Origin of the sequence: Phenylobacterium sp., from assembly GCF_030693405.1 — a bacterium.
Classification (GTDB): domain Bacteria; phylum Pseudomonadota; class Alphaproteobacteria; order Caulobacterales; family Caulobacteraceae; genus Phenylobacterium.
In genome coordinates this window covers 1-16334 of the sequence record NZ_JAUYAW010000034.1, presented here as the reverse complement: position 1 = coordinate 16334, position 16334 = coordinate 1, and the positions used below count along the sequence as shown (strand labels likewise).

13 protein-coding genes are annotated in these 16334 nt (G+C 69.6%); 7 read left to right on the top strand and 6 right to left on the bottom strand.

Features of this window, described 5'->3' with window-relative positions; translation table 11 throughout:
• The first annotated feature begins 26 nt into the window (after positions 1-26).
• The 5 genes from Q8N19_RS06660 to Q8N19_RS06640 all read left to right on the top strand — a co-directional run bounded on the left by Q8N19_RS06660 (position 27) and on the right by Q8N19_RS06640 (position 4955).
• Positions 27-2927, top strand: a complete 2901-nt coding sequence (locus Q8N19_RS06660) for a bifunctional [glutamine synthetase] adenylyltransferase/[glutamine synthetase]-adenylyl-L-tyrosine phosphorylase (RefSeq protein WP_305588804.1) — start codon at positions 27-29, stop codon at positions 2925-2927.
• A gap of 61 nt (positions 2928-2988) precedes the next feature.
• A complete protein-coding gene (locus tag Q8N19_RS06655) occupies positions 2989-3420 on the top strand; it encodes an EF-hand domain-containing protein (RefSeq protein ID WP_305588803.1) in 432 nt (143 codons plus the stop codon).
• A 41-nt stretch (positions 3421-3461) separates the two neighbouring features.
• Entirely contained in the window at positions 3462-4007 is a 546-nt protein-coding gene (locus tag Q8N19_RS06650; RefSeq protein ID WP_305588802.1) for an RNA polymerase sigma factor, read from the top strand.
• Between the two features lie 28 nt (positions 4008-4035).
• Positions 4036-4458, top strand: coding sequence for a hypothetical protein (locus Q8N19_RS06645; RefSeq protein ID WP_305588801.1), 423 nt, complete (start codon positions 4036-4038; stop codon positions 4456-4458).
• Complete coding sequence (locus Q8N19_RS06640) at positions 4458-4955, top strand: periplasmic heavy metal sensor (protein WP_305588800.1); 498 nt, start codon at positions 4458-4460, stop codon at positions 4953-4955. The genes Q8N19_RS06645 and Q8N19_RS06640 overlap by 1 nt, the downstream gene beginning before the upstream one ends.
• A gap of 24 nt (positions 4956-4979) precedes the next feature.
• On the opposite strand, the gene Q8N19_RS06635 is transcribed toward Q8N19_RS06640, so the two are convergent.
• The 4 genes from Q8N19_RS06635 to Q8N19_RS06620 all read right to left on the bottom strand — a co-directional run bounded on the left by Q8N19_RS06635 (position 4980) and on the right by Q8N19_RS06620 (position 11399).
• A complete protein-coding gene (locus tag Q8N19_RS06635) occupies positions 4980-5390 on the bottom strand; it encodes an OsmC family protein (RefSeq protein WP_305588799.1) in 411 nt (136 codons plus the stop codon).
• Positions 5391-5474: 84 nt separating this feature from the next.
• Positions 5475-8027 (bottom strand): ATP-binding protein, encoded by a 2553-nt coding sequence (locus tag Q8N19_RS06630; protein WP_305588798.1) that lies wholly within the window; start codon positions 8025-8027, stop codon positions 5475-5477.
• 119 nt (positions 8028-8146) lie between these two features.
• Positions 8147-10768: an aminopeptidase N gene (gene pepN, locus Q8N19_RS06625; protein WP_305588797.1), complete on the bottom strand. Its 2622-nt coding sequence runs from the start codon at positions 10766-10768 to the stop codon at positions 8147-8149.
• Positions 10769-10826: 58 nt separating this feature from the next.
• Positions 10827-11399, bottom strand: coding sequence for a hypothetical protein (locus Q8N19_RS06620; RefSeq protein WP_305588796.1), 573 nt, complete (start codon positions 11397-11399; stop codon positions 10827-10829).
• A 141-nt stretch (positions 11400-11540) separates the two neighbouring features.
• Here Q8N19_RS06620 and Q8N19_RS06615 point away from each other — a divergent pair, with 141 nt between their 5' ends.
• On the top strand, positions 11541-12659 hold the full coding sequence (locus Q8N19_RS06615) for an acyl-CoA dehydrogenase family protein (protein WP_305588795.1): 1119 nt from the start codon (positions 11541-11543) through the stop codon (positions 12657-12659).
• A 14-nt stretch (positions 12660-12673) separates the two neighbouring features.
• Positions 12674-13909 carry an acyl-CoA dehydrogenase family protein gene (locus tag Q8N19_RS06610; RefSeq protein WP_305588794.1) on the top strand — a complete coding sequence of 412 codons (1236 nt, stop codon included), beginning with the start codon at positions 12674-12676 and terminating at the stop codon, positions 13907-13909.
• Between the two features lie 43 nt (positions 13910-13952).
• On the opposite strand, the gene Q8N19_RS06605 is transcribed toward Q8N19_RS06610, so the two are convergent.
• Together Q8N19_RS06605 and Q8N19_RS06600 are read right to left on the bottom strand one after the other, a co-directional pair.
• Positions 13953-15164 carry a glycosyltransferase gene (locus Q8N19_RS06605; protein ID WP_305588793.1) on the bottom strand — a complete coding sequence of 404 codons (1212 nt, stop codon included), beginning with the start codon at positions 15162-15164 and terminating at the stop codon, positions 13953-13955.
• A gap of 74 nt (positions 15165-15238) precedes the next feature.
• The coding region (locus tag Q8N19_RS06600) for a YfbK domain-containing protein (RefSeq protein ID WP_305588792.1) at positions 15239-16334 on the bottom strand (1096 nt) is incomplete at its 5' end.

The window sequence follows — 16334 nt, the reverse complement described above, 5'->3', positions numbered from 1 at the left end:
CCGGCCTGACCCCGCAGACTGCCCCCATGACCGTGCTTGCTGACTCGCTACGTCCCTGCGGCCCCGTGGCTGATGGGAAGGCCGCTGAACGAACCCGTGAGATGATTGCGCCCGCCGCAGCCCGGGACGGGTGGGAGGATCTGCTTGAGCGCGCCTGGCCGGCCCTGGCCCCTGTCTTCGGCGCCTCACCCTATCTGTCGGGCCTCGCCCGCCGGACGCCGGCGCGGCTGCGGGCGATCCTGGAGCATGAGCCCGACGCCCGCTTCGCCGACCTGCTGGCCCGGACGGCGGCGGCCGGGGATCTGGAGACGGCGGCCGAGGCCGGTCCGGAGCTGCGCCGGCTGAAGGCCGAGGCGCATCTCCTGATCGCCCTGGCCGATCTGGGCGGGGTCTGGGACCTCGACGCGGTCACCGGGGCCCTGACCCGCTTCGCCGACGCCGCCCTGGCCGCCGGACTCCGCGTGGCCGCCCGCGCCGAGGTGGCGGCCGGCCGGTTGCAAGCGGTGGGGGAGGGTCCCGAAGGCCCCGTGCCCGGCTGGTTCTGCCTGGCCATGGGCAAGCAGGGCGCCTTCGAGCTCAACTATTCCAGCGATATCGACGTCTCGGTCTTCTACGAGCCCGACCGCCTGCCGGTGTGCGATGGCGTGGAGCCCCGAGGCTTCGCCGTGCGGCTGACCCAGGCGGTGGCCGCCCTGATCCATGACCGCACCGACGAGGGCTATGTCTTCCGGGTGGACCTCCGGCTGCGCCCTGATCCCTCCTCGACGCCGCTGGCCGTGTCGGTCAACGCCGCCTTCGAGTACTATGAGACCGTGGGCCAGAACTGGGAGCGGGCGGCCTTCATCAAGGCCAGGCCCTGCGCGGGCGACCTGCCCCGGGCCGAAGCCTTCCTGGTCGAGCTGGCGCCCTTCATCTGGCGCAAGAACCTCGACTTCGCCGCCATCGCCGACATCCATTCGATCAAGCGCCAGATCCATGTCCACAAGGTCGACGACCGGCTGACGGCCAAGGGCGCTGATCTGAAGCTCGGCCGGGGCGGCATTCGCGAGATCGAATTCTACGTCCAGACCCAGCAGCTGATCCTCGGCGGCCGCCATCCGGAGCTGCGGGGCATGCGCACCCTGGAAGCGCTGCAGGCCCTGACCGAGGCCGGCCACGTGACGCCCGAGGCGGCCCAGGAGCTGACCAGCGCCTATCACACGCTGCGCGCCGTCGAGCACCGGGTCCAGATGATCGCCGACGAACAGACCCACCGCCTCCCCGAGGCGGACGGAGAGCGGGCCAGGGTCGCGGCCCTGTTCGGCCACGACAAGGTCAAGGGTTTCGACGCCGCCATCACCGAGGTGCTGAAGACGGTCAACCGCCGGTATGGCGAACTCTTCCCCGACGAAGAGCCCCTGTCGTCCAGCTTCGGCAGCCTGATCTTCACCGGCGTGGACGACGACCCCGCCACCCTGAAGACCCTGGCGCGCATGGGCTTCGACAACCCGCTGCAGGTCTCCCAGACCATCCGCGCCTGGCATCACGGACGTATTCCGGCCACCCGCACCGAGCGGGGCCGCGAACTTTTCACCCGGCTCGCCCCGCGCCTGCTTGAGGCGGCGAACGCCACCGGGGCGCCCAATGCGGCGTTCAACCGGTTCAGCGACTTCTTCGCCAGCCTGTCGTCCGGCGTGCAGATCCAGTCCCTGTTCCTGGCCAACCCGCAGCTGTTCGAGCTGCTGGTCCAGGTCCTGGCGTTTGCGCCCAAGCTGGCCGCGACGCTGGCCAGGCGGCCCGCCGCCATCGACGCCCTGATCGACGGGGACTTCTTCGCCGAGATCGACCCCGCCGAGGACGAGGCCGTGATGGCCATGGCCATCTCCCGGGCCGAGGGCTTCGAGGAGGTGATGGACGCCGTGCGCCGGGTGCACCGGGAACAGGCCTTCCGGCTCGGCGTGCAGGTGATGAGCGGGGTGGCCAGCGCCGAGCGGGTGGGTCGGGGGTTTGCGGACCTGGCCTATCTCTGCATCCGCACCCTCGCGCCGGCGGCCCTGGCGGAGGCCGAGCGGCTGGGGGGCGCTTTTCCGGGGCAGGTCGCGGTGGTGGCGCTCGGCAAGTGCGGCTCGCGCGAGATGACCGCCTCATCGGACCTGGACCTGATGACCCTCTACCTGGCCGACGACCCCCGGGCCATGTCGAGCCTGAAGGGCTGGGGGGCGGAGACCTTCTATGGCCGCTTCACCCAGCGTCTGATCGCCGCCCTGTCCCTGCCGACCGCCGAGGGCGGTCTGTACGAGGTGGACATGCAGCTGCGCCCCTCCGGGACCCAGGGGCCCGTGGCGGTCAGCCAGTCGGCCTTCGAGGCCTACTACGCGGGGGAGGCCGAAACCTGGGAGTTCCTGGCGCTCACCCGCGCCCGGGTTGTCTGGGCCAGCACCCCGGCGTTCGCTGAAACCGCGACGGGCCTGATCGAGTCGGCCCTGCGCCGTCCGCGGGACCGCAAGATCCTGGCCCGGGACGTGCGCGCCATGCGCGCCCTGCTCGACAAGGAACGCCCGGCCAAGGACGTCTGGGACATGAAGCTCGCCCGCGGGGGGTTGGTGGACGTGGAGTTCGCCGCCCAGTTCCTGCAACTGGCCCACGCCGCCGAGGGCGGGCCCCTCCATCCGCATACCGCCCGGTCGCTGGCGGCCCTTCGGGAGGCCGGCCTCGGCGCGGCAGAACCCCTGGAGGTGCTGGAGGACGCCTGGCGGCTGCAACAGAACCTGACCCAGCTGATCAAGGTGGCCCTGGAGGAGGGGGCAGACCCCTCACTGGAGCCCACCGCCTTCCGTCGGCTGATGGCGCGGGCCGCCGGCGAGAGCGACTTCCGCAAGGTCCGGCCCAGACTTGAGGCGGCCCGCAAGGCGGCTCGCAACGCCTATGAAATGCTGGTGCAACCTTGAGCGACGGAAACTGGCGGCGACGCCGTTCAAACCCTTGAACCCATCCCGCCAGAAGGTCGCCATGCTCCGTCCGATCCTGTTTAGCGCGCTCGCGTTCGTCCTGATCAGCGGGCCTGCCCAGGCCCAGATGATGGGCCGCGGCCCTGACCCGGACCTGAACCGGGATGGCAAGGTGACCCAGGCCGAGTTCCGCAAGAGCCAGACCGACGCCCTCCTGGAGGCCTTCGACAAGAACCGGGACGGCCAGATCACCAAGGCTGAGTTCAAACCCATGGAGGACATGGCCCGGCGGTTCCGGGGCGCGGGCGGCGCCGCCAGGGCGGCCGAGGTCTGGACCCGCCTTGACGCCAACCGCGACGGCGTAATCAGCCGCGCCGAGATCGAGGCGAGCGCTGATCGTCGTTTCGCCGCCAGTGATGCGGACCGGGACGGCGTTCTCGACCGGGCCGAACTCACCAGCCTTCGCCAGAGCCGTTCGAGTGGCGGCTCGTGATCCTGACCCAGGGCCCGGCTGCGGCGCGGGCGAGGTGAGGCTTGGCCGCTGCGCAGGACCCCGACGACGAGTTGCTGGGCCGTATCGCCCAGGGCGATCCCGCGGCGGTGCGCGCCCTGATGGGCCGCAAGCTGACCCGGATCAACGGCCTGGCCGTGCGCATGCTGGGCGACGCGGCCGAGGCCGAGGACGTGACGCAGGAGGTGTTCCTGCGCGCCTGGCGCCAGGCGCCCAAATGGACCCCCGGCGCGGCGCGGTTCGACACCTGGCTGCACCGGGTGGCGCTCAACCTCTGCTACGACCGCCTGCGCCGACGCCGGGAGATTCCTACCGAGGCGCCGCCGGAGCAGACCGACGAGGGGCCGGCGCCCGATCGCGGTCTGGAGGCCGCCGATGTGGGAGGACGGGTCGCCGCCGCCATGGCCCGCCTGCCGGATCGCCAGCGGGAGGCCATCGTGCTCTGCCACTATCAGGAGCTCGGCAATATCGAGGCCGCTGGTTTGATGGGGGTCAGCGTCGAGGCCTTGGAGAGTCTTTTGTCCCGCGGCCGCCGGGCGCTTCGCCTGGCCCTGGCGGACATGCGGTGAGGCCGCCCGAATGAAGGAAGGACCGATCATGGACCTGGACAGGTTCGCCGCCCTCGCCGAGGCCTATGGCGGCGACGTCTCCCGCTGGCCGGAGAATGTCCGGGAGGCCGCCGCCGTGCTGATGTCGGCCGATCCAGCGGCGACCGCGCCGCTGCTGGCCGCCCAGAGCGACCTGGATTGGGCGCTGGACTCCTGGCGTACGCCGGCCGCCAGCGCGACTCTGCAGGCGGCGATCCTGGCGAGCGCTCCGACCCAAAGAAGGCCCCCTGCCTGGCGGGGCTGGGTATGGCGCACGGGGCTGGGCGCGGGCCTCATGGCCGCTGGCGCTGCTGGGGTCATGGCCGGGGTCGTGGTGTCTGGAGCCATCGCCCCGGTGGGCGACCTTGAGGTGATCACCGCAGCGGTGAGCGCCTATGACAGCCTGGATGTGGAATTGGTCGGAGACGTGTGATGTCGCAACGGAGCCTGACCATCGCCCTGTTCGTCTCCCTGGCCGTCAACCTGTTCGCCATTGGCGCGGTGGTGGGCGGCCTGGTGATCGGCGTGCGCATGTCCGAAGGGCGGGAGAGCGCCATGCGTCCGGGACCGCCACCGATCTTCTCCGCCGCGTCCGCCCTGCCGGAAGCCCGCCAGGACGCCTATCGAGAGGCGCTGCGCGGCGAGGCCCGCGAAGTCCGGCGCTCGCTGATGCGGGCCGGCGAAGCTCGGCGGGCGGCCTGGGGCGACATCGCCGCTGACCCCTATGATCCCGCAGCCGTCCGTCAGGCGCTGACCGAGGCCCAGGCGATCGAAGCCCAGGCCCGGAGCCGCCTGGAGAGCCGCATCGTCGACTTCGCCGCCGACCTGAGCCCGGAGGAACGTCAGGCCCTGGCGCAGGCGCTCTCACGCCCGCCGGCCCGGCATGGGGACGGACGGGGCGGCGGAGAAAGCCGCCGGGATCGGTTCTAGCGGCGCCCGCGCAGGCTTGACGGCTTAAGGCGAGGTCCGCCGGGTGACCCGCCCGTCCAGGGTGGTCGCCTGGGCCACGGTGTTCGAGATCGTCCCGTACTTGCGGATGTTCTTGTGCAGCAGCTCCAGGCGCTGATCGCTCTCGTCGGTGTCGATGATCAGCTCGTAGTCGATGGAGGTGATCATCGGCGGACTGTCCTGCCGGGCGGCCTTCAGCCTGACCTCAACGCCCCGCAGGTCGAATTTCAACAAGGGTGTGACACGCTCGATCCCCTTGATCATGCAGGCGGCTACCGCAGCCAGCAGGAGCTCAACGGGATTGAATGCGTCCAGGCGTCCCTGAAGGTCTGTGTCCAGAACCAGGGTGGCGTCCTTGGCGCTGGCAAGGCTTCCGTGGGCGTCAGTCCTGCGGGCCTGTATGGCGTATTCGAGCATCTGAGCACATTAGCGGCGTCGTCGGAGACGCCTATGCGCGGGATCAATTTTGTCCCGCAGGAGGTCCTGGACCTCGACTTCAGCTCAAGCCGCAGTCCCCGTGCGCCGTACGGGAGCTTGCAGGGGCTCGCTCTGCCGGACGGGCAGGGAGAAGCCGACCGTCGTGCCTTCGCCGGGCGCGCTCTGGATATCCAGCGCGCCGCCATGCATCTCCACCAGCGACTTGGTGAGCGCCAGGCCAAGGCCGGTGCCCTGCTGGGTCTTGGAGTGCTGGTTTTCGATCTGCTCGAAGGGCCGCGCCAGCCGGGCCAGATCATCAGGCGCGATGCCGATGCCGGTGTCGCGCACAGTGATCCGCACCCGCTCGCCCTGGGGATCGGGGCGGGCGTCCGCCCGCACCGTGACCCGGCCTCCGCGGGGGGTGAACTTGATGGCGTTGGATAGCAGGTTGAGGAGCACCTGCTTGATGGCGCGGTAGTCAGCCTCGACCTCGGGCAGGTCGCGGGGGAATTCCAGCTCCAGGGCCAGACCCGCGCTGTCGGCGCGGTTGCGGATCAGCCGGGCGGCGTCCTCGACCACGTCCTCCAGGGTCAGGGGCTCGAACTTCAGGTTCATCTTGCCGGCCTCGATCTTCGACATGTCGAGGATGTCGTTGATCAGGGCCAGCAGGTGCTGGCCTGACGAGAGGATATCGCCGCAATATTCCTTGTAGCGCGGGTCGCCCAAGGGGCCGAACATCTCGCCGACCATGATCTCGGAGAAGCCGTTGATGGCGTTCAGCGGCGTGCGCAGTTCATGGCTCATATTGGCCAGGAACTCGCTCTTGGCGGTGTTGGCGCTCTCGGCCCGGACCTTTTCGGCCTCGTACTTGCGGGCCAGTTCAGAGAGCTGCTCCTGGCTGCGCTCCAGACTGACCACGGCCTTCTGCAGGGCCTCCTCGTTGACCCGTCGCGCTTCTTCCTGGGTCTTGATGGCGGTGATGTCGGCCGCTGTCATCACCAGGCCGCCCTCGGCGGTGCGCCGTTCGGAGATCTGGATCCAGCGGCCGTCGTTGAGCTCTGCCTCGCGCACGCCCCGCTGGCCGTCCACCGCCGGCGCCTCGCGCTTGATGGCCAGCTGGGCGAAGCGGTTGACCTGGTCGCGGGCCGCGCCAGGCTTCAGCAGACGGGCCTCCAGGGAGAAGACGCTGCGATAGTTGCGATTGCACATGAGCAGGCGGCCGTGGCGGTCCCACAGCACGAAGGCCTCCGACACGCTCTCGATGGCGTCCCGCAGGCGGTTCTCGGCGGCCTGGGCCCGGGCCTGGGCCATCCGCTCCTCGGTGACGTCCAGGGCCACCCCGATGATCCGGGCGAAACCGCCTTCGGGGGCGCGGCCAAAGGCCTGGCCGCGGGCGTCCACCCACAGGGGGCGCTCGCCCGGCGCGCCGGGCACACGGAAGGACACGTCGAAGGCGCCATAGAGGGCCGCTGTCGACAGCGCCTGGCGCACCCGCTCCCGATGATCGGGGGACACCCGGTCCAGCACGTCCTGGCCGCCGACCACGCCGCCGCCGCCCCAGCCCAGCATCCCGCCGGTGACGTCTGACAGGAACACCTCGTCGGTGGTCAGGTCCCACTCCCAGATTCCGCAGCGGGCGGCCTCCACAGCCATACGGAACCGCTGCTCGCTGTCGTAGAAGGCCTGCTGGGCGGCCTCCACCTTGCGGCTCTGGGTGAACAGCAGCAGGCCCAGCAGGAAGGCCACCCCCAGGGGGATCAGCACCCACCCCAGCTGCTCGCGGGCTGACAGGATCTCCAGGGGATCGGCGTCCGCGCCGACCACGGCGATCCAAGCCCCGGCCGAGGTCGGCTGGGCGGCGATCTGCAGGCTGGCGCCCTCAGGGCTGCGCGCTCGGGTCAGGCGGCCTGGCCGCAACTCGCCCGGGGTCAATTCGAAGGCCGCGCTGAGGCTGTCGGCCTGGGCGATCCCGCCGGCGCCCACGGCGCTGATGATCTGGCCCCGGGCCGAGGCGATGGCGCCGATCCCCGCCTTGGACAGAAGCGTGGTGAGCCGCGCTGGGGCGGCGACCACCATGATGGTGCGCCGGCCCTGGGGGGTTGAGGCCGTGGCCGAGACGAGCAGGGCGGGCGCCTGACCCTCGGCGGCGCCTGTGCCGAACCAGACTTCCCGTGGGGCCCGATCGGTCTCGGCCGTCAGGGCGCCCCAGTTCAGGGGCGGGGCGTCGCCAGCGACAGCGAGCATCTCGGCGCCGTTGAGAACGATGACGGCGCTGGCCGAGCCGGACGCCACTCTCAGCCCCGTCTCGGCCGCCTCCAGCGGGCTATCGGGGCTGGCCTCGAGCACCTCGCGGGCGGCGAGCACGCCGCCGCGCAGGGTGGCCGCCTCGGCGTCCAGCCGTGCGGCCAGGGCCTGGGCCTCGCCGGGCAGGACGGCGCCCAGCTGGCCGGCCCGTGTCGGTTCAGCCTGGATGCGGGCCACGGCGAAGGCTGTATAGACCGCCATGAGCAGCAGGGTGGTGAGGATCGCCAGACGCGCAAAGGCGAAGGTCGGCGGCGGCCGGGAGCCGGGACTCGTCTCCCCCCCGCGCTTCTGACCCTGGGTCCGAGCCGCGCCTCTGCCTCCGCGTCCGGCCAAGCCCGCCGCTCCCTTACCCTCAAATCCGAGTCACCCGCGAAGCAGAGTCTAGGCGGGCGGACTCGCCACGTCACGAGTCATACCGTCGCGTCTGCTGCGAACCTCCGCCGCCTGGCGGCTCAGTCCTGCGCCAGGGCTCGGGAGGCCAGTTCGTAGACGTTCTTGGACAGGCCTTCGCGCCCGACGATCCGCTCCAGCTCGGCGCGCATCAGGGCGCCCAGATCGGGTCGATAACGCCGCCAGCCGCCCAGGGGCTCCAGCAGACGGGCCGCCGTCATGGGGTTGTAGCCGTCCACCGACAGGATCTGGTCGGCCAGGAACCGGTAGCCCGCCCCGCTCTCATCGTGGAACCGCACCGGATTGCCGGCGGCGAAGGTCCCGACCAGGGCCCGCAGGCGGTTGGGGTTCTTGGCGTCGAAGGCCGGATGGGCGGTCAGGCCCAGAACTCGACCCAGAGCGCCCTCGTCCGGCGCCCGGGCCTGGAGGGCGAACCACTTGTCGATGACCAGGGGCTCGGACTTCCAGCGCTCGTAGAAGTCGGCCAGGGCCTTTTCGAACGGCTCGCCACCGATCTGCATGAGGGCCGAGAGGCCCCCCATGGCGTCGGTCATGTTGCCGGCCGCCTCGTAGTGGCCATAAGCCCGCTCGGCGTTCTCGGCATGGGGATCCACCGCAAGGATCTCCAGGGCCATGTTGCGCAGGGCCCGGCGGCCGGCGCCGGCGGCGTCGGGGGAGAACTCTCCCAGGTCCTGCAGGCCAGTGTGCAGTCGCCCAAGCTCCTCGGCCAGATGGACCGCCAGGCGCCCGCGCAGGGCGTTGCGGGCCAGATGGATGGCGGCCGGGTCGGCGGGCTGTTGGGCGAGCGCCAGCTCCGCCTCGCTGGGCAGGGACAGCAGCAGCGCCTTGAAGGCCGGATCGGCCGCCTGGTCCGACAGGGCGCGGCCGACGGCCTCGGCATAGCGTTCCTCGCCGACCTCATCGGGGGTCCCGGCGCTGCGCGCCAGCATCAGGTCCCGGGCCAGGTCCTGGCCGGCCTCCCAGCGGTTGAACAGGTCCGGATCGGCGGCCAGCTGGACATAGCGGTCCTTGGGCGCGGCGTCGGTGGTCAGCACCACCGGGGCCGAGAATCCGCGCAGGGCCGAGAGCACCGGCTCCCGCTCCACGCCGGTGAGGGTGAGGCTGGCCTTGGCGGCGTCCAGCACCACCACCGTCTCATCAACGGCCTGACCGTCCCGTTCGAAGGCGAGCGTGCGGCCTTCCCCGTCCAGCAGGCCCAGGCGCACTGGAATGGGCAGGGGCTTCTTGCTCGGCTGGCCCGGCGTCGGCGGGGTGGTCTGGGTGACCTCGAGCTTCAGGGTCTGGGCGGCGGCGTCGTAGGTGCGGCGGATATCGACCCGCGGCGTGCCGGCCTGTTCGTACCAGTCGAAGAAGTTCGACAGGTCCTGGCCCGAGGCCTCGGCGAAGCAAGCGATGAAGGCCTCCACCGTGGTGGCGTGGCCGTCCCAGCGGTCGAAATAGAGGTCCATGCCCTTTCGGAACGCCTCGGCGCCGATCAGGGTCTTGAGCATGCCGATGACCTCGGAGCCCTTCTCATAGATGGTCGCGGTGTAGAAGTTGTCGATCTTCAGATAGCTCGACGGCCGCACCGGGTGGGCCAACGGACCCTGGTCCTCGGAGAACTGGCGGGCGCGCAGGGCCTTCACGTCCTTGATCCGCTGGACCGCGGCGCCGCGCATGTCGGCCGAGAAACTCTGGTCGCGGAAGACGGTGAGGCCTTCCTTGAGGCACAGCTGGAACCAGTCGCGGCAGGTGATGCGGTCGCCGGTCCAGTTGTGGAAATATTCGTGGGCGACGACGCTCTCGATCCGCTCATAGTCAAAGTCGGTGGCGGTCGCCTGATCGGCCAGCAGGAGCGAGGAGTTGAAGATGTTCAGCCCCTTGTTCTCCATGGCCCCAAAATTGAAATCGCGCACGGCGACGATCATGAACAGGTCGAGGTCGTATTCGCGGCCGAAGGCCTCCTCGTCCCACTTCATCGAGCGTTTCAGGGCGTCCATGGCGTAGACGGCGCGGTCGGCCATGCCGGGATCCACATAGATCCGCAGGTCCACCTTGCGCCCGCTCATGGTGACGAGGCTGTCCTCCAGCACGTCCAACTCCCCGGCCACCAGGGCGAAGAGATAGCAGGGCTTGGGGAAGGGGTCGTTCCAGACGGCGTAGTGACGTCCGTCCGACGTCTGGCCGGACTCCATCAGATTGCCGTTGGACAAGAGGCGGTGGAACGCCTTGTCTGCGGTCATCCGCACCGTATAGCGGGCCAGGACGTCAGGCCGGTCGGGGAACCAGGTGATCTTGCGGAAGCCCTCGGCCTCGCACTGGGTGCAGAACCGGCCGCCGGACATGTAGAGGCCGTCCAGCGAGGTGTTGGCCGCCGGATCGATCTCGACCTCGGTCTCCAGGATGAACTCCGCCGGGACATCAGCGATGGTCAGATATTCGGCGTCGATGGCGTAGTCGTCCTGAGCCAGGACGCGGCCGTCGACGGCCACCGAAATCGGGGTCAGCCGCTCGCCGTTCAGGACCAGGGGCTCGGCGTGGTCGCCGTTGCGGCGCAGGCTGAGCCTAGCCTTCACCCGGGTGGCGCTGGGCTTGAGGTCGAAGTCCAGATGGATCTCGTCCACCAGATAGGCTGGCGGGCGATAGTCGGACAGGCGGATCGGCTGGGGCGTTTCGGTGCGCATGTCACCGATGTAACCCCGCCAGCGGTCCCTCGCCAGGGGCCGCAGGGCGGGAAGCGCCTCAGGCGGCGTCTTCTGCGACTTCCAGCGGCGTCTCGCCCGCCGCAGGGATCTGCTGCAGGAACCGGTCGACCTTGCGGGCTTCCTCGGCCAGGCGGCGGATCTCCGGCGGCGCATCGTCCGGGGCCTCGTCCACCAGGGCCGACAGGTGTCGGGCGATGGACAAGAGCCTGCGGGACGAGGTGATCAGCCGGGCCTGGAACTCGATCTTCAGCGGGTCACGATCATATTCGGCGCCGGGCACCCGCCAGCCGCCCCAGTCATTGGCGTCTGTGACCACCACCGGATAGGTGCCGGGGTAGGGGTGATGGGCGCAGTCGTCGGGCTGCTGCCACTTGTTGCGGGCCCGCAGGAGACGCCAGCTCGGCTCGTCGTCGTTCACGAGTTCGTGGCTCGATTGCTCGGCGCGCAGCTCATGGGCGTGGAAGTCGCGGCCCAGGCCGACGTCGTAGGTCACCCGCACGGGCTCATCGAATCCGCGGGCCCAGACGGGCACGATCTTCTCGATCACCGCCCAGGCGCCGACGCTTTCGACCCACACCTTTTGATTACGTTGGAAGACAGCCTTGGCCATACGCACCCACCGATACTGATTTCCGCCCATAAGACCCTGAAATCCTTGACGCGAGGTCAATCTTTCCACGCCCGCTACGATGCGTATGGTGGGGTTTCCAGGGAAACGCAGACGCCGTGAACACGGCGGGACAAGACGGGCATGAATTTCGATTTTTCCGACGACCAGAAGTTTCTGAAGAACGAGGCGCGAAAGTTCCTTGAGGCCCAGTGCCCCACAAGCCGGGTGCGCAAGGTCCTGGACGAGGACGCGAAGTCCTTTGACGAGGATCTCTGGAAGGCGGTGGGCGAGCAGGGCTGGCTCGGCGCGGCCATTCCCGAGCAGTATAACGGCCTGGGCCTGGGACGGCTGGAGCTGTGCGTGATCGCCGAGGAGCTCGGCCGCGCCGTGGCCCCGATCCCCTTCGCCTCCACCGTCTATTTCCTTGCAGAAGCCGTCATGCTGGCCGGCTCTGAGGAGCAGAAGGCCTATCTGCTGCCGCGCATCGCCGCCGGTGAGGTGATCGGCGCCATGGCCGTTTCCGAAGGCCCGGGCGTCACCAGCGCCTCGACCCTGCAGGCCACGGTCGAGGGCGGCACGCTCAATGGCGTCAAGCTGCCGGTGACCGACGGCGACATCGCCAACGTCGCCCTGGTGCTGGCCAAGGAGAACGGCAAGCCGGGCCTTTTCATCGCCGATCTCACCGACGCGTCTGTCACCCGCGACGCGCTCAAGACGCTGGATCCCACCCGCGACGCCGCGCGCCTGACCTTCAAGGACGCGCCGGTCAGACGCCTGGGCGAGGCCGGTCAGGGCTTCGAGCTGCTGGAGCAGATCAATGACCGCGCCGCGGTCCTGCTGGCCTTCGAACAGTGCGGCGGGGCCGACCGCTGCCTGGAGATGGCCAAGTCCTACGCCCTGGAGCGCTACGCCTTTGGCCGGGTGATCGGCTCCTACCAGGCCATCAAGCACAAGCTGGCCGATATCTATGTGAAGAACGAACTGGCCCGGTCCAACGCCTATTACGGCGCCTGGGCGCTCAACACCGATGCGCCTGAGCTGCCGGTGGCCGCCAGCGCCGCGCGGATCGCCGGCTCGGAGGCCTACTGGTTCGCCTCGAAAGAAAACATCCAGACCCATGGGGGCATCGGCTTCACCTGGGAGATGGACTGCCATCTGCACTACCGGCGCTCGCGCCAGCTTTCCCTCGTGGCGGGCGCGCCGCGGGTCTGGAAGGAACGGCTGGTCAGCCAGCTCGAACGTCGTAACGCCGCCGCCTGAAAGGGATTCTAATCATGGACTTCAAAGACACCCCTGAAGAGGCCGCCTATCGCCAGCAGGTGCGCGAATGGCTCGCCGCCAATGCCCCCAAGAAGCGTGAGGGCGACCCCGATCCGCTGGGCGAATCCAGCGACGGCCTCGCCGCCTCCAAGGCCTGGCAGGCCAAGAAGGCCGCCGCCGGCTATGCCTGCATCACCTGGCCCAAGGAATGGGGCGGCCAGGGCGGCAACCCCATCCAGCAGGTCATCTTCGGTCAGGAGGAATCCGCCTTCCCGACTCCAGGCAACCCGTTCCAGATCGGCCTGGGCATGTGCGTGCCCACGGTGATGACCTTCGCCGACGAAGACACCAAGAAGCGCTTCGTTGGCCCCGCCATCCGCGGCGAGGAAATCTGGTGCCAGCTGTTCTCTGAACCGTCGGGCGGCTCCGACGTGGCCGGCGCCCGCACCCGGGCCGAGCGCGCGCCAGACGGGTCCGGCGACTGGATCATCAATGGCCAGAAGGTGTGGACCACCGGGGCCCAGTTCTCCGACTTCGGCATTGTCATCTGCCGCACCAATCCGGACGCGCCCAAGCACAAGGGCATGACCATGTTCTGGATCGACATGAAGGATCCGGGCGTCGAGGTGCGGCCGATCCACCAGATGTCCGGCGGTTCTGGCTTCAACGAGGTCTTCTTCACCGACCTGCGGGTCAAGGACAGCCAGCGCCTCGGCGCGGTCGATGACGGCTGGCGGGTCTCGCTCGTCACCCTGATGAACGAGCGTCTCGCGGTGGGCGGCGCCTCGGGCGCCGGCTGGAGCGCCTTCCTCGAGTCGGCCCGCCAGACCCCCGGTCTGGACGGCGGCGCGGCCATCAAGGACCAGGCTCTGCGGGAGAAGCTGGCCGACTGGTACGTTCAGGCCGAGGGGCTCAAGCACACCCGCAACCGGACCATGACCGCCCTCTCCAAGGGTGAGACCCCTGGGCCGGAAAGCTCCATCGGCAAGATCATCTCGGCCGTGCAGATGCAGGAGCTGGCCAATTCGGCCGTCGAGATGCTGGACCAGTACGGGATCATCAACGACCCGTCGCTGGCTCCGCTACGGGGCGCCTTCCAGGCCTCGCTGATGTCGGCGCCGGGCATGCGGATCGCCGGCGGCACCGACGAGATCCTGCGCAACATCATCGCCGAGCGCGTTCTCGGCCTGCCCGGCGACATCCGGGTGGACAAGGATGTGGCGTTCAAGGACCTGCCGACCGGGCGCTAAACGACGAAGGGCGGGGCCGCTGCGCGGTCCCGCCATCTTCGGGTCAGGCGCTCAGGGCCAACGGGCCGGCCGAGACAAACCCCTTGGCCAGCCCATCATAGAGGGTGGTGAGGCCCTCAAAGGTCGCCCCCCATCCATGGCGCGCCTCCGTGCGCAGGCGCGCCGCCCGCGAGACGCTGTCCAGGTCGCGCGCGAACAGGGCCTCGATCGCTTCGGCCAGATGCACGGGGCTCGCCGTCCGAGCCCTTTGCCCCACCTCCTCGTCGATCAGTTCGCCCACCCCGCCCCGCCGCGGCCCGACCACCGGGGTCCCTGAAGCCAGGGCCTCGAGCACCGCCAGGCCGAAGGGTTCGTTCTCATTGGCGTGCAGGAAGGCGTCAGCGCTGGCGATGATCTGGGCCAGGGCGCCGGTGTCGCGCTCATAGTCCAGGGCGATCACCTGGTCAGAAGTCCGCGCGTCCCGCCCGGCGCCGACCAGCAGCAGGCGATAGGGATCGCCCAGCCGCTCCACCGCCTCGATCATCGCCTCGATGTTCTTTTCCCGCGCCGCGCGGCCGGCGAAGACCAGAAGGCGAGTGGCCGTCGGCAGGTCCAGTCGGCGCAGCAGGCCGGCCCGGTCGGCCAGCGCCGGATGGAAGCGGTCGAGATCAACCCCCAGCGGCTGCACCAGGACGTCCCCAACACCGGCGTCGGCCAGCCTGCCGGCCATGTGGCGGCTGGGCGCCACCACGGCGTCAAACCGCGCGAAGGTCTCGGCCCACTGCCGCCGCGCCGGCGCGCGGGCCCATTCGCCCAGATGCAGGGCCGCCAGCGCCGCGGCGTCGGTGTGACAGAACCCAACCACCGGGCGACCCAGGACCTGTCCAGCCTCCAGGGCGGCCAGGCCCGGGACGAATACGTCCCCGGCCTCGATGACGTCCGGTGACAGGGCGGTGATCAGATCAGCCCACTTGGTCAGGCTGGCGGGCATCCGATAGCCGTCGCCGAAGGGCAGGCGGGCGGCGGCGATGGTCACATGTCCTTCAGCGCCGCGACCCGTGCGCGGCCCAGGGGCGACGATTGTATGGGTGACGTCTGGCCGGTGGTCGTCCAGCCAGGCGCGCTTGGCCAGCAGGTAGCGCTTCACCCCGCCCGAGCGCGGCGCGTACATCATGGTCACGTCCACCAGATGCAGCTCTTGCTGCTCGACAGGCAAGGCCGGTCCGCGCCCGCTCCAGATCCCTTGAACCTGCTCCGACACCCGTTCCTGAAACACCCTTGCTTCCTCGCGTGACACACCAGCCTTGACTGGGGACACAACGGACGGTTGGGGGCATTCGATCCCGGTCCTTAGCGTCCCTGCGGTCTCACATGGGCGTCGGCGGCGCTGCGCACCAGGGTGACGAACTCGGCCCGGTCGCCGTCAGGATCTCGCCCGCGGGCGCCCTGGGCCAGGGCCTCGACCTCTTCCCAGCCAAACTGGTTTGGCACCCACGGGTCGCCCCGCAGCTTCTGGCCAAAGGCCGCGACCGCCAGCGCCCAACGGGTGGCTTCCGGCGCCGACGACAGACTGGTGGCCCGATCGCGGCTGGTCACCGGCCGGGTCATCAGCTCCGAGGTTCCGCCTCCTGGGGGCTGGTGGCGCACCTTGATGAAGGCCAGTTCCTGCCCTTGGCCCTGGGGTCGCGGCTCGGTCTGGTACCGCAGAGGATCGACTGAGCCCCGCGCCCCGGCTGGCGTGATCTCATAGAGCGCGGTGACCGAGGCGCCCGACCCGACCTCGCCGGCGTCCACCTGGTCGTTGTTGAAGTCCTCGCGATTCAGAAGCCGTGTTTCATAGCCGATCAGCCGGTACTCGCTGACCCGGGCGGGATTGAACTCCACCTGGATTTTCACATCCTGGGCGATGGGGAACATGGCCGCAGGCAGGTCGCGCAGAAACAGCCGCCGCGCCTCGGCCAGGGTGTCGATATAGGCCGCGGTCCCGTTTCCGTTCTGGGCCAGGGTCTGCATCATCTGGTCGTTATAGTTGCCGCGGCCAAAGCCATAGACCGAGAGATAGACGCCCGATCGGCGCTTCTCGGCCACGAAGTCTTCCATGCGCGCGGGGTCCGACAGGCCGACATTGAAGTCGCCGTCGGTCATCAGGATCACCCGGTTGATCGCCTTCGGATCGAAGTTCTGCTGGGCCAGATCATAGGCCAGCGCCAGGCCTTCGCCCCCGGCGGTGGACCCGCCCGCCGACAGGGCGGTGAGCGCGCACCGCATTATCAGCTTCTGCCGCCCGTCGGTGGGGGCCAGGACCGCGCCGGCCGAGCCGGCATAGGCCACCATGGCCACCCGGTCCTCCGGCCTCAGCTGGTCGATCAGGACATTCATCGCCTTGCGCGCCAGGGGCAGGCGGTCGGCGCTCTCCATCGAGCCCGAGGTGTCGATCAGGAAGACC